Origin of the sequence: Bordetella genomosp. 11 (assembly GCF_002261215.1) — a bacterium.
In the GTDB taxonomy this organism is placed as follows: Bacteria; Pseudomonadota; Gammaproteobacteria; order Burkholderiales; family Burkholderiaceae_B; genus Bordetella_C.
In genome coordinates this window covers 3,354,075-3,367,664 of record NZ_NEVS01000004.1, presented here as the reverse complement: position 1 = coordinate 3,367,664, position 13,590 = coordinate 3,354,075, and the positions used below count along the sequence as shown (strand labels likewise).

Sequence of the window (13,590 nt, the reverse complement as noted above, 5' to 3'; positions counted from 1 at the left end):
CGCCGTGGGTCAATCAGGAGGTTGGAAAGATGAATGTGTCGATGCCCGGGCGCCTGCCTGCGTCCGGCGAGATCGCCGGGGGTCCCATCCCGCAGCGCGGCAAGGAAATGAGCCGGCGGATGCCCGGGGCCGAGGGCCTGCGCATACTGTTCTTCGGGTCGGACGTGGATCCGAAGGACGCCGCATTGTTCAGAGCGCTCCTGGCGGATGCCGGCGAACGCCCGCGCACGATGGCCTTCGATGGGGCCGAAGCGCGCGTGGCCGCCGAGCTCGCCGGGGGCCACCTGGACCGACAGGATGAAGTCGCCCGTATCGTTGCCAGGCACGGGAGCATCGACGAGCGGCAAACCGACGTTCAGGAGACGGCACCGGCAGCTTCCGTGGATCTGGTTGCGTTGGGGGGCATCGTGGCCAAGGTCTATCTGGAGACCCTGCACGACGGCGGACGCGCGATCAGCATGGCGCTGGAGAACGACCTGTTGCCGGCTACACGGCTTTCCGTCCTCGAACAGGAGGGGCGGCTTGCGGTCGACTTCGTCAGCGTGCATCCGCTATCCCGGGAACGGTTGCGCCGGGGCGCGCCGGCGTTGGCCGAGCGGATATCCAGGGAGTTGTCGCGCGACGTCTCGGTCAAAGTGGCGGCGCATGACGACGATCGTCTTGCATTGGAAGTCCGTGCCGACGCCTTTCCCGCAACGCCGCCCTCGGAGCCCGTATGACGATGCCGCAGCCGCTAAGGCTGGCCCGGTGGAAGCAGGTCCAGGCACGGGCATTGACGACGATCGCCCGGCATGGCAGCGATCGCACGTTGATTCCGATCCCGGGTGTCGGGGCAGACGAACATGCGCGGCCGTGGAATATCCGTATGCATGCGCGATATTCGAATGGCCGTTCATCAGACCATTCCTGCCCCGATCAAGGCGAAAATGCGGATGCCGACGCATGTCGCAGCATTGATCTCGCGTGGCATGACGCGCGGTTGCGGGTTCGCCTGCCTTCGAGCATCTGCGAGGACTGGCTGGCCGTCCGCATGCCCGACTTGCAGATCGACGCATTGCCTCCGCGATTCGTGGATGCGGCATGGGACGCCATGGTCCAGGATGCGATGGCGGGCCTGGCCGTCACGGCCATGTGTCCGGGGATACGTGTGCTCGCCGACGGCTTCTCCCGCAGCCCGGCGGTGTACCCCTATGCCTGGACAGTGTCGATACGGTCACCCGATGCGGCGCGCACCGTCGAAGCGGAACTCGCGGTGGATGACGCCGGCTTGCGCCGCCTGGGCGATGCCCTCGCCCGCAATCCGGCGCCGGATTGCGGGAGCGTTCCTGGATTTCTGGACGCGCTGTCTGTCCCCCTGCTGGCGCTGGTGGGCGAAACCCTGCTCGATGCGGCGAGTGTCGGCGCGTTGGAGGTGGGCGACGTTGTGCTGTTCGATCGGTGCCTGGCAGACCCGGACGGCGAGGTATGGCTGGCCACCGCGGACGGCCAGGGCGTGCGCGTGCGCGCAAGCGAGCGGGGCGCGCCGCGATATGTCGTCACTCAGGAATGGAGCTCCTTACTCATGAACGATTTTCACCCGACGGCAAGCGGCTACGCGCCGGAGGACGACCCCCTGCCCAGGGAAAGCGCATATCCGACAGACCAGGATGCGACGCCGGCGGCAGAGGGCTATCGCCCGCCGGGGCAGCCCGATGTGCCTGCAGGGGATGACTACCCGTCCCTGGCCCAGGATGGCGCGGCCGCGCCTGCCTGCGCCGTGGAGCCCGCAAGCCCAGGCGCGGGACCGGATGTGGACCGCATCCCGGTGCGCCTGGTTTTCGACCTGGGCGAACACAGCATGACGCTGGGCGAGCTGCGCCGCCTGAGGGCAGGGGAGTTCTTTGATCTTCAGCGACCGATCGATGCCGGGCCCGTGCATATCCGTGCGAACGGTACCTTTATCGGGACGGCGGAACTGGTGGATATCGATGGCAGGATAGGCGCGCGGGTGCTGACCTTGATCCCGGGCCGCGATACATGGGCCTGAGCAATATCGATCCGGTCGCGCTGATCGTCGTTATTTCGTGCGTGGCGGTATTGCCGCTGGCCATCATGCTGACGACGTCTTTCCTGAAGATTTCCGTCGTGCTGGCACTATTGCGCAACGCGATCGGCGTCCAGCAGATTCCGCCCAACATGGCGCTGAACGGACTCGCCTTGATCCTGTCGGTCTATGTCATGGCGCCGTTCCTGGGCAAGGTCGTCGAGGAGGCCAGGAATACCTATCAGGCCGCGACGGTGCAGAGCGCGCCCACGCAGAGCTTCGACACCCTGATGGCGGCGGTCCGGAACGGGGCCGCGCCGCTGCGCGCCTTCATGATGAAGCACAGCAGTCCGGCTCAACGGCGCTTCTTCATGGATACCGCGGCGTCATTGTGGGGGCAGGAGCAGGCCAGCGGCCTGCAGGAGGACAATCTGCTCGTGCTGGTACCCGCCTTCGTGATTTCGCAGCTGAACGCGGCGTTCCAGATCGGCTTCCTGCTTTACCTGCCGTTCATCATCATCGATCTGATCGTCTCCAACATCCTGTTGGCGATGGGGATGATGATGGTGTCTCCCGTCACGATTGCCATCCCCTTGAAGCTCTTCCTGTTCGTGATGCTGGATGGCTGGACCAAGCTGATCCAGGGCCTGGTGCTTTCGTATACCTAGAAAGGCCAGCATGAACGTCGCCGAACTTATCTTTTACCTGAAGGAAGCGCTGTATCTGATCTTCTGGTTATCGCTGCCGCCTTTGGTCGTCGCATCCGTGGTGGGGACGCTGTTTTCCTTGTTCCAGGCACTGACGCAGATCCAGGAGCAGACGCTTTCCTTCGCGATCAAGCTGCTGGCGGTCTTCGTGACGCTGTTGCTGACCGCCGGGTGGATGGGCACGGAGATTTTCAACTATTCGCTGTCGATCTTCGAATCGTTCCGTGCCATCCGATGACGAGAGGGTAACCGCATGAAGGACGTCGGCACCTACACGGCGGTATATGACCTGCTGTTGTCCATCACGCTGACGCAGCCCCGGATTCTGCTTCTCTGCATGATGCTCCCCGTCTTCAGCAAGCAAATACTGCCGGGCCGGCTGCGGGGGGCGATCGCCATTGCGCTCGCGCTGGTGGTGATGCCGCAGGTCTCGGCCGGCGCGGCATCGGCAGACCTTACGCTATTCGAGGTGCTGCTGCTGGTGGTCAAGGAAGCATTCATCGGGATGGTGCTGGGATTCTTCCTGGCTATGCCTTTCTGGGTCATCGAATCCGTGGGTACCGTCATCGACTACCAGCGCGGTGCCAGCATGGGCGCCTTGCTCAATCCCACCATGGGCGGTGAAACCACGCCGACCGCCATCCTGTTGCAACTGGCGTATGGGGTCTTTTTTTTCGTGGGCGGCGGGTGTTCGTTGCTGTTGTCCATCCTGTACGACAGCTACCGTCTCTGGCATCCCTGGCAGTGGTTCCCCACGCTGCGGCACGAAGCCATTTCCCTGCTGCTCGCGCAGATGGACCGCCTGATGCACCTGGTGGTCCTGCTGGCGGCACCGGTCGTCATCATCATGCTGCTTGCCGAGCTGGGCCTGGGGCTGGCCAGCCGCTTCACTCCGCAGCTGCAGGTGTTCTTCCTGGCCATGCCCATCAAGACCGGCCTGGCGCTGTTCGTGCTCGTTTTGTACATCGGCATCCTTTTCGGGCATGTCGACCAGGAGGCCAGGCGCTCGATCGACCTGATTCCTTTCCTGGCAAACCTCTGGCGGGCTTCGTGAGCGGCGAAAAAACAGAAAAGCCGACGCCGAAGAAGCTGCAGGATGCGCGCAAGAAAGGGGATGTCCCTTATAGCCGCGACTTCAGCCAGACCCTGTTGACGCTCGCCTTGCTGTCATATGTGGTGCTGAATGGCCAGAATATTCTTGCGTCCCTGCTGCGACTGCTCGCGGCACCCGGCACCCTGGTCACCATGGAATTCGGCGATGCGCTGAAGGCTGCGGGCAGCATCTGCCTGCGCGAAGGCATCGGGCTGATATGGCCCTTTCTGCTTATCGTGCTGGGGTTCGGGCTGTTCGTGGAGTTCGGCCAGATCGGTGTGCTGTTCGCACCCGAAAAGGCCAAGCCGTCGGGCAGCAAGCTGAATGTCGTCTCCAACGTCAAGAACATCTTCTCCATGAAGAATCTTGTCGAGGTGCTGAAGTCGACTGTCAAGATTGTCTGTTTCTCCCTGCTGACCTGGTTGCTGCTGCGCTCCGGCCTGGGCCCGTTGGTATACGCGGTGCATGGCGGCCTCGAGGGTGTCCTGGCCGTCAATGGCGGCCTGTTCCGGATGCTGCTGCTTTATACGGCGGTGTTCTGCCTGCTGATCGCCGGTCTCGATATGGGCTGGCAGCGGCGGCAACGCAACAAGCGCCTGATGATGACCAAGGACGAGGTAAAGCGGGAACAGAAGGATATGGAGGGGCAGCCCGAGATCAAGCAGCAGCGCAAGCGGCTGCATCAGGAAATGGGCAATAGCGCCCCGGCAGAGGCCGTGCGCAAGGCCTCGGCGCTGGTGGTCAACCCGACCCATGTCGCGGTGGCCCTGCGCTATGTGCCCGACCAGACTCCGCTGCCTATCGTCGTGGCGAAAGGACGCGATGGCGTGGCGCTGCAGATGATAGACATGGCGCGCCGTTGCGGCATCCCCGTGATGCGCGATGTGCCGCTGGCGCGAGCGCTGCTGGCCGACGCCCGCGAAAACGAATACATCCCGAGCGAACTCGTCGTCCCGGTCGCGCACGTATTGCGTGCCGTACGTGATCTGGCGATGGAAGACAAGGCAGGTCCGTCGGGATTCCTGTAGAAGGCGCGTATTTTGGTTGATCAATGACTTGGACAACGATGTTTCAGCGGTGGTATTCCTTCGGTCGGAAGACGATGCCCAGACTCGGCCTGGCCTTCGCCACGTGCGCTTGCGCGGCCAATGTCGAGGCCGCGCCTTCATGGCCCACGGTGCCCTATACCTATTTCGCATCCGACGAGTCGCTGGAGAATGTCCTGCGGCGCTTCGCCAGCGGCTTCAGCCTGACGCTGCAATCGGCGCCGGGTATCGGCGGCCTGGTCAATGGCAAGTTCACGGCCGGCAATCCGACCGAGTTCCTGGACAAGCTCGCTGGCGTTTATGGCTTCAACTGGTTCGTGTATGCGGGCACGCTTTTCGTCAGCCCGGCCAGCGCCATGGTCACCAAGACGATCAGCGTGGGCAACGGCGCCATTGCCGGTCTGCGCGATGCGCTGGACCGGCTTGGCGTGATCGACGACCGCTTCGGTTGGGGAGAATTGCCGGACCAGGGGCTGGCCCTGGTGTCGGGTCCGCCCGCCTACGTCGCGCTGATCGAGCGCACCATCAATGCGCTACCGCCGACCGCGGGCAGGCAGGAGGTGGCGGTGTTCCGGTTGAAGTACGCATCGGTCAATGACCGTGTCGTGCGGTATCGGGACCAGTCCATTACCACGCCGGGCCTGGCGACGATCCTGCGCGAGCTCCTCGACGGCAGCGGCCCAGGGGCGGGAAATTCCGTTCTGTCGGCGATGGCTGCGCCCTTGCGGGAACAGCCGCCCCTGTACGAACCCCGGCCGGTGACCACCAGCCCGTCATCGCCGGCGGGCAGGCCCCCGGCGGCGGGCCGCGGTACGGCATTCGAGGGAGGCCGGCGCACCCGGGCAGCAACGATACAGGCGGACCCGCGCTTGAACGCCATCATCGTGCAGGACATTCCGGAACGCATGGCTGTGTACCGCTCCCTGATCTCGCAGCTGGACGTACCCACCACGCTGATCGAGATCGAGGCGATGATCGTGGACGTGCGCGCCGAAGTGACCAACGAGCTGGGCGTGCGCTGGGGCAGCCGCGTGGGCAAGACCCAGTTCGGCTACGGTTATAGCGACCCGTCGCCCGCCAAGCCCGACGGCAAATTGTCGCCGGGCAACCTGCCCATGGGGACAGTCGGCCTGAGCGTGGCCGATTCGCTGCTGGCCCGCTTGAATGCCCTGCAGAACAACAATGACGCGAACGTCCTGTCCAAGCCATCCATCCTGACGGCGGATAACATGGGTGCCCTGATCGATCTGTCCAAGACCTTCTATATCAGGTTGACGGGCGAGCGTATCGCGGATGTCCGCGAGGTCACCGTCGGCACTTCATTGCGGGTGACGCCTCGCTTCATCGATGGCAGCGAAGGCCGCGCGATCGAGCTGTCGGTCGATATCGAGGATGGCAAGATCTCGCAGGAGGATTTCAAGGACGGGCTGCCCCTGGTGGGCAGGACGAGCATCAGCACGCTGGCGGTGGTGGGGGATGGCCAGGCACTGCTGATCGGCGGCTACAACAGCAGCGGGAACGAAGACGAGATCAATAAGGTCCCCTTGCTGGGCGATATCCCGGGCCTGGGGGCGTTGTTCTCGCACAAGAGAAAGACCAACAAGCGTTGGGAGCGCATGTTCGTCATACGGCCCCGCCTGGTACAGATCAACGGCGCGCCGTTGATCCCGGAGTCCTTGCTCAAGTGGGGGGATGCCGTGGGGTGGTCCTGGGATGGCGGATCGCGTTCCACCGTGTATGCCGATGGGGCGGACCGGACGCTGAGACTGCTGCAGTCGGGTCCGACGCGCGTGCTGCAGAAAGGGTCGGCTGCGGATTGAAAGCCCCAGGTATCGCGTCCTGGGCGTTCCCGGCAGCCGGTCGGGAACGTCGCCGGTTTCAGGCGTCCAGCCGGATGCCCTTGGTTTCCAGCTTGGAGCGCAGGGCCGCCCGTGCACGCGACAGCCGGCTGCGTATGGTGCCTACGGGGACGGTCAAACGGGCGGCCGCTTCCTCGTAGGTGAGGTCGTTCAGTCCCATCATCAACAGGATGCTGCGCATGTTCTCCGGTAGTTCGGCGATGGACTCTTCCAGCAGGCGCAGGGTCTGGTTCTGTTCAGCGGCGTCGTCCGGCGTCAGGTCCTGCGACGCATGGTCGCTGAGCGCGTCCTCGCCAACGAAGAAGTATCGGCATTCGGGCGCGCGCGACAGGTAGTTGCGAACCAGGTTCAGGGCGATGCCGTACAGCCAGGTGGAGAGCTGCGATTCGCCGCGAAAGCTGTGATAGGACTTGGCCGCCTCCAGGAAGGCCTGCTGGGTAATGTCTTCCGCATCCGGGCAATTGCCGATGTGCTTGATGATGAAGCGATGCAGGCGCGTGGCGTGGTTCTGGACCAGTTCGCGAAAGACAGCCTCGTAGGCGCTGTGAGACGAGGCGATGGCTATATTGGCGTTCGTTGTAGTGGTCGACACGTCGTAAGAGATGGGCGGTGCCGCCTGGATGCCATGGTGATTGTCGTGGAGATATCGCATGGGGTAGCCAAAAGGTCACGGCGGGCCAGTATGGCGCAATACCTTTCGCGCCCGGCCGAAGTGTGCAAGCAAAAATTCAGGTGTGTTCAACGGTCTTGCAGGGGTTCCTTTCGTCCGTGGAAAATAGGACGAAACCCCCTCTGAATAGCGTGTCGGAATCCGCGTTCGGATTCGTCCGATAGTGCGCATGCGCGCTATGGAGCGCGGTGAGACGCGTCGGAAATTCCCGCGTGATCGGCCTGCGGACGCAATGCGCCGGACTCAGATTTTTCGGATACCCTTCGCCAGCCTCGCTTCCTAGAATGGCCTCCGGCCTCGCAGGCGTGGCGATATTGCGGGATTGGTGTCCTCCCTCCGCCTTTCTCGTTTTCCACCCTCGCGAGTGCCCTCAAGCGAGGAGTCCGGACATGAGTATGGAGACGATGTATTGGGTTTCGCAGATCTACTCCTGGAACTACATCGACATCGCGGGCAAGACGCATGGACGTATCGACTGGTTCGAGGACATGTGCGATGTCGGATACTGGTGGCAAACCTCTTACGAGACCGGCAGCGCCCGCACCGTGGAACGGGCCAAGCGCGGCGTGGAAGAGGCGGTGATGCGGCGGCGGATGGCGCTGGAAGCGCGCTATTTGGGAGGGGTGGCCGATGACAGCTCTGTCGCGCCGGACGGCCAGCCGGCATCTGCCATCCAAACCGAACCGGCGCCCGGTGCCGTCGCCTGGACTACCTGATCAACGACGCATCATGCGTAGAATTCGGCGGGCATGGGCTTGCCGAGGTAATAACCCTGACCGTAGCGGCAACCGCGCCGCAAAAGGGTTTCCTGATGCTCCGAGGCTTCTACGCCTTCGGCGACGATCTGTATGTTCAGGCTCGTTCCGAGCGCGATGATGGCGTCGACGATGGAACCCGCATCGGGGTTCTGGACGAAGGATTTGTCGATCTTCAGCGAATCCACGGGGAAGCGCTGCAATTGCGTGAGCGACGCATAGCCGGTGCCGAAGTCGTCCAGGGCGATGCCCACACCGGACTGGTGCAGGATGCGCAGCGCGTCCTCCACGGCGTCGGCGCCCGGCCCCAGATAAACGCTTTCCGTGATCTCGAGGGTAAGCTGATCCGGCCGCAGTCCGTACCGCGCGAGCATGTCCAGGATATGGCCGGCCAGGTCCTGCCGATAGAATTGCGCGGCAGCGACATTCACCGAAACCCGTTTGAAGTCGAAACCCTTGTTTATCCAGCGGCGCATCTGCTCGAAGGCATTGCGCAAGGCTTCGTCGCCCAATTGCGGCGCCAGCGCCTGGTCATCGAAGGCCGCGGAGAAATAACTCGGCGGCAGGATGCCTTTTTCTGGCAACGACCAGCGCATCAGCGCCTCGAATCCCGATAGCGTGTGGGTGCGCATATCGTAGATGGGCTGGTAATACAGCATGAACTCTTTGCGTTCGATGCCGCGCCGCACGTTGCGCAATAGCCGGACACGCTCTTCCAGCCGGTCGCGCATCTCCGGCTCGAACATCACGGTGCGATCGCCGCCGCCTTTTTTCGCCTGGTAGAGGGCGATATCCGTATTGCGTACGATCTGGTCGGCGTCGCTTGCCTGGGCAGGCGACGCGCACAGGCCGATACTGACCGAGGCCGACAGGATCTGGTCGGCGTAATGGACGGGCGCCCTCAGTTGTAGGCGCAAGTGATTCATCAAGTCCACCGGATCTTCCACCGTCGCAGTGCCTGTCGCGATGACGGTGAATTCATTGCTGCCCACGCGGGCGACGAACGTCCCTACCGGGAAATGCGCCGTGATGCGCCGGCCCACTTCGATCAGCAGATGGTCACCGGCGTGGTGGCCTATGGTGTCGTTGATGTCCTTGAATCCGTCGATATCGATGGAGATCAGAACGACGGGCTCGGCCTGGGAAAACAGGCGGGCAAGCTCCAGCAGGAAGGCACCGCGGTTGGGCAGGCCGGTCAGCTTGTCGGTGTAGGCCAATTCGTGCAGGCGACGCTGGGATTCGACCTCGTCGGTGATGTCCTCGACCAGACCGTGGACGCGGACGACCTGTCCTTCCTGGGATTCCGGCTCGGCCAGGACATGAATCCAGCGCGAGGACCCGTCCAGGCGCTGGATGCGGCGCCGCGAATCGTAGCCGCGGCCTTCGCGTAGCAGGCGGGCGAAGTCTTCACGCGTGTCGATCAGCGCATCGCCGGGATAGAAACGCCGCATCAGGGTTTCGATCGTCGGCTGGATGCTGGTATCCATGCCGTAGATTTCCAGTGCCTGTTCGCTGAGCGTCAGGTTGCCCGTGATGACGTTGTATTCCCAGCCGCCGACCTTGGCCAGGCGGAACGCCCGGGACAGCAGTTGTTCCCGGCGCCGGGTGTCGGCCAGCGCCTTTTGCGCGCGCAGGGCCTCGCTGGTCATGGCGGCGAAGTCGCGCAGGCGCTGGATATCGTCGGCCGAAAACGCCCGGCTATCGGTATCGGCGATGCAGAGCGCGCCAACGCGCGTGCCGTCGGCCAGCGTCAGCGGCGCCGCGGCGAAGAATCCGACCGGCCGCTGCGCGGCCGATACGCCGGGTTCGGGGGTGACACAGTCTTGCCAGGCAAGCTCGGTGGGCGTGGCGATGACGACGTCCGGCGAGTCCAGCGCCGGATAGCTCCACCGGGCGAGCAGCTGCGACGTGCGCCGGCAGGCGCCGCTGGACCACAGGCTTACCGGACTGGCGTCGCGCAGCCAAGTTACCGCAAACATCGAAACGCCAAAAAAAATCCCGGTCAGCCGACAGAGCTCCTGCACGCCTGGAAAATCTTCTCCATCGCGCAGGCCTAGTACGCTCACCGGGATGAGCGACAGCTCCTGATCGGCATTGACGGAAGGCGAGGCGCTCATCGCGGTCTCTCAACTGCTTTCAGGTGGTGGCAGGTTCAAGAACCAGCCGTCGTCCTGCTTTTCGACTCGCCAGCCGTAAAAGGCCGCGATGGAATGCACTTCCTCCAGTGAGAGGGGAGGTGGGCTTTCGGGCTGCAGGGTACGCGTGGTCGCGTCCGCCGGCGCGGGCAACGCTCGCGCCGCCAACGTAGTGGGCCCATCCTGCTTGATATGCAGGACACCGCGCTCGGGCAAGCCGTAGATGGCCAGGATCATCCACGCCATCAGCACGTAGCGGCTGGTGCGATGCATGACCGGGGCTGCCTGGGCGAAGTCGTCGATCTGCACTTTTTTGCCGGAAAGCAGCAACTGCGAAAACGCCAGGCGACGGCATTCCTGGACGATGGCGCTAACGTCCATCGCCGGGCCGTCATCCTGGAACCAGTTGTTCAACAGCCGGATCGCGGCCACGCTGTCATCCAGCATGGTATCCAGGTCGGTGATGAAGGGCGGCGGATCGGCGGAGGCCAGCGTGCCCTTGGCGATGGCCTTTTCCAGCAGCACGATCGTGAGCTTGGCGTTGGACAGCGGCTTCAATGCATCATGGCGCAGTACGGGGAAGACGTGCGCCAGGATTCTTTGCTGGATGCCTTCTACCAGACGGAGGTCATGATTGGCGGCTGGCATTATGTCGACGTTTCTCCAGGGTTGCCCAGCAGACGTTCCAGGACGGACAAGTCCAGCGGCTTTTCCAGCCAGGCATCGAAATTCGAGGCTTCCGCGCGGTCGTTGTTTCGCGGCAGGCCGCTGAGCGCGATGATGCGGATTTCCTGGCCGAACCGGGCGCGCAGGCGCGCGGCCAGTTCATAGCCATCCAGGTCGGGCAGCACGATGTCGGTCACGACGACGTCGGGCCGGGCCGCGTCGCAGGCCTCGATGGCCGCGCGTCCGGTTGCCGCCGCCCGGCACTTGTGGCCCAGCAGGTCGACGAATTCCGACAGCAGTTCCGACGCCATCTCGTTGTCGTCCACGATCAGGATCTGGAGGGGAGTGTCGGTCATTCTGGCAGGTTCTCTAATAGCACAGGCGATGAGCTTCTGTTCGGTAGTGTGACACGTTTAACAAAAACGCCCGCATCACGGGTGAGGTAATGATACAAAACGACCCTGACGTTTCGATTTGTTTCTAACGGGCCAGCGATAGACCTGGTCAGGCGCGTTCCAGCCCTGGACGTAGCGATGGCACGCCGCGGCTGGCCGCGCCGTGTAGCGGCGGCAGGGCGTAGCGTCCTTCGCGGTACGCCCAGCTGGGCCATAGCGCGTGGGCCAGTGCTTCCCGTGCCAATGTTTCGTCGACCGGCACGGCCTCGTAGGTTTCGGGCGCTGCATACCGGTATTGCACCGGCGCTTTTTGCGGACCGAGCACGAGCAGCCGGTCCCCCTTCAGGTAGCCGTAGTTGTCGCCGTATTGCATGATGGCCCGCCCGGGGTCGCCGTCCGGCAAGGGGCGGGTCAGATCCCGGCCCAGCATGGGATGCCGGCTCTCCAATCCCATCAGGGACAGCAGCGTGGGCCCGAGGTCGATCTGGCTGATGATGCGATCGTCGCGGCGCGCCGCCACGCTGCCTCCCAGGATGACGGAGGGAATGTGGAAGTGGCGCACAGGCACCAGGCTGGCGCCCGAGACGCGCGAGTCGTGATCCGCCGCAATCAGGAATACCGTGTTTTCCCAATAGGGTGAATTCTTTGCCTGCTCGAAGAAGCGTCCCAGTGCCCAGTCGGCGTAGCGCACCGTGTTTTCCACCGTGGCGGGATTGCCGTCGGGCTGGATCCGCCCGCTGGGGTATTCCCACGGCGTATGGTTGGACACGGTAAAAGCCAGGGTGAAAGTCGGCTGGTCCTGGTCGCCGCTTAACAGGCGGTGCAACTGGTTGAACATGTCTTCGTCGGAAGCGCCCCAGGTGCCGACGAATTGCGGGTCGACGAATTCGCCGCGATCCACGATATGGTCGAACCCGTTGCCCAGGAAGAAGCCCTTCATATTGTCGAAGTGGGCCTCGCCGCCATAGATGAAGCGCGAGTGGTAACCCTGTCGGCCCAGCAGGTCTGCCAGGGTGAAAAAGCCCCGCTGGGCATCGGGCAGCTTTACCACCGCCTGGGCCGGTGTCGGCGGAAAGCCGGTGACGACGGCCTCCAGGCCACGCACCGACCGCGTGCCGGTCGCATAGGCGCGGGTGAAATTCCAGCCATCCGCCGCCAGGGCGTCCAGGCATGGCGTCAGGGGCTGCCCGCCCAGGTTGGCGACGTACTGCGCCCCCAGGCTTTCTTCCAGAATAATGACGAGATTCAGGGGGCGCGCGCGCGGATGCGACGGCGTCTGCGTATGCATGCTGGGGTAGGCGGGATCGGCCGGCGGCAGCGGCAAGCCCGCGGCTTCCAGGACCTTGGCATGCATTTCGTCATCTGGCATGTTGCCGTAGACGGCGGAGGCGGACTTCTCGTTCTTCATGCTGTAGACGGCGTACAGCACGCTGTAAAGCGAGTTCAAGGGCAGCATGTTCAACATGCCGTCGCTGCAATAGGCCACCGTCGACGGATTGATGGGGCGGTGCTGCAGCGTGCCCCGGATGGCAAGTATGCCCACGGCCAGCGCGGCCACGCTAAGCAGCGGTATCTGCCACCATGCCAGCGGCGCGTCGGGGCGCGGCGCGCCAAATAGGATATGGCCTATCCATGCGGCCAGGACCACCACCACCAGGCCGCCCACCAGCGGCCCCTTGAATCCGCGCCACAGCATGCCGGAGACTTCGCGTGGGTGCTTGAGGTATTCGACGAACAGCCGGTTGGGCCGCGCATCGTATTCCAGGATGAAGGGCGGCGTCGCGACTTCCATGAAGACCAGCAATAGCCACGCCGCCTGGAACCACACCGACGTGATCGCCGCGGCGGTGGGGAAATGCCCCAGCCAGGGAGAGAACACCGCGGGCGCGACCGCCAGGATCGCGACTTCGTGGGCGTCGATGCGCCAGCCGCCCCGCAGGATCGGCCACAGCCCGCCGGCATTGCGTACCCGGGTGCGCTGCCAGGTCGCCAGGGCAAGACGGCTTATGGTTAACATAAGCATCGCCGCGACGATGAAAATCAAACACAGTTGCCGCATGGGCTCTCCCGGCATTGCGGCGCCTGGCCGTGATGCCTTTGTCTATCGTGGATGGCCCCTACGCATGGGGCACGGGTTGCAAGGGGACTGGCCCCGGGCCGCAATGTTAATGCGGATTCGCCGCGGGAGGACCGTGGCACGAAATATGCGCCCCGCCGCCTGCTGACGGGCACGCCGACTGG

The 13,590-nt window shown here is 63.8% G+C and carries 13 protein-coding genes; 8 read left to right on the top strand and 5 right to left on the bottom strand.

Annotated features, from left to right (window positions below; genetic code table 11):
• Positions 1–29 precede the first annotated feature (29 nt).
• The 7 genes from CAL28_RS22765 (at position 30) to sctC (ending at position 6,689) form a co-directional block, all read left to right on the top strand.
• Positions 30–719, top strand: coding sequence for a hypothetical protein (locus CAL28_RS22765; RefSeq protein ID WP_094843449.1), 690 nt, complete (start codon positions 30–32; stop codon positions 717–719).
• On the top strand, positions 716–2,026 hold the full coding sequence (gene sctQ / locus CAL28_RS22760; protein ID WP_094843448.1) for a type III secretion system cytoplasmic ring protein SctQ: 1,311 nt from the start codon (positions 716–718) through the stop codon (positions 2,024–2,026). Before CAL28_RS22765 ends, sctQ begins: the two co-directional genes overlap by 4 nt.
• A complete protein-coding gene (gene sctR / locus CAL28_RS22755) occupies positions 2,023–2,691 on the top strand; it encodes a type III secretion system export apparatus subunit SctR (protein WP_094844799.1) in 669 nt (222 codons plus the stop codon). Before sctQ ends, sctR begins: the two co-directional genes overlap by 4 nt.
• A gap of 10 nt (positions 2,692–2,701) precedes the next feature.
• Positions 2,702–2,968 (top strand): type III secretion system export apparatus subunit SctS, encoded by a 267-nt coding sequence (gene sctS, locus CAL28_RS22750; RefSeq protein WP_094843447.1) that lies wholly within the window; start codon positions 2,702–2,704, stop codon positions 2,966–2,968.
• Positions 2,969–2,983: 15 nt separating this feature from the next.
• Positions 2,984–3,784 carry a type III secretion system export apparatus subunit SctT gene (gene sctT / locus CAL28_RS22745; protein ID WP_094843446.1) on the top strand — a complete coding sequence of 267 codons (801 nt, stop codon included), beginning with the start codon at positions 2,984–2,986 and terminating at the stop codon, positions 3,782–3,784.
• Positions 3,781–4,851 carry a type III secretion system export apparatus subunit SctU gene (sctU, locus tag CAL28_RS22740; protein ID WP_254926204.1) on the top strand — a complete coding sequence of 357 codons (1,071 nt, stop codon included), beginning with the start codon at positions 3,781–3,783 and terminating at the stop codon, positions 4,849–4,851. The genes sctT and sctU overlap by 4 nt, the downstream gene beginning before the upstream one ends.
• A gap of 74 nt (positions 4,852–4,925) precedes the next feature.
• Complete coding sequence (gene sctC / locus CAL28_RS22735) at positions 4,926–6,689, top strand: type III secretion system outer membrane ring subunit SctC (RefSeq protein ID WP_094844797.1); 1,764 nt, start codon at positions 4,926–4,928, stop codon at positions 6,687–6,689.
• A gap of 58 nt (positions 6,690–6,747) precedes the next feature.
• Here sctC and CAL28_RS22730 read toward each other — a convergent pair whose 3' ends face one another.
• Positions 6,748–7,380, bottom strand: a complete 633-nt coding sequence (locus CAL28_RS22730) for an RNA polymerase sigma factor (RefSeq protein WP_094843445.1) — start codon at positions 7,378–7,380, stop codon at positions 6,748–6,750.
• Positions 7,381–7,787: 407 nt separating this feature from the next.
• Between CAL28_RS22730 and CAL28_RS22725 the strand changes: the two genes are divergently transcribed.
• Entirely contained in the window at positions 7,788–8,114 is a 327-nt protein-coding gene (locus CAL28_RS22725; RefSeq protein ID WP_094843444.1) for a hypothetical protein, read from the top strand.
• A gap of 11 nt (positions 8,115–8,125) precedes the next feature.
• On the opposite strand, the gene CAL28_RS22720 is transcribed toward CAL28_RS22725, so the two are convergent.
• The 4 genes from CAL28_RS22720 to CAL28_RS22705 all read right to left on the bottom strand — a co-directional run bounded on the left by CAL28_RS22720 (position 8,126) and on the right by CAL28_RS22705 (position 13,408).
• On the bottom strand, positions 8,126–10,270 hold the full coding sequence (locus CAL28_RS22720) for a putative bifunctional diguanylate cyclase/phosphodiesterase (protein WP_094843443.1): 2,145 nt from the start codon (positions 10,268–10,270) through the stop codon (positions 8,126–8,128).
• Between the two features lie 9 nt (positions 10,271–10,279).
• Positions 10,280–10,936 (bottom strand): hypothetical protein, encoded by a 657-nt coding sequence (locus CAL28_RS22715; RefSeq protein ID WP_094843442.1) that lies wholly within the window; start codon positions 10,934–10,936, stop codon positions 10,280–10,282.
• Positions 10,936–11,310, bottom strand: coding sequence for a response regulator (locus tag CAL28_RS22710; RefSeq protein WP_094843441.1), 375 nt, complete (start codon positions 11,308–11,310; stop codon positions 10,936–10,938). Before CAL28_RS22710 ends, CAL28_RS22715 begins: the two co-directional genes overlap by 1 nt.
• Positions 11,311–11,458: 148 nt before the next feature.
• Complete coding sequence (locus CAL28_RS22705) at positions 11,459–13,408, bottom strand: LTA synthase family protein (RefSeq protein ID WP_094843440.1); 1,950 nt, start codon at positions 13,406–13,408, stop codon at positions 11,459–11,461.
• Positions 13,409–13,590 lie beyond the last annotated feature (182 nt).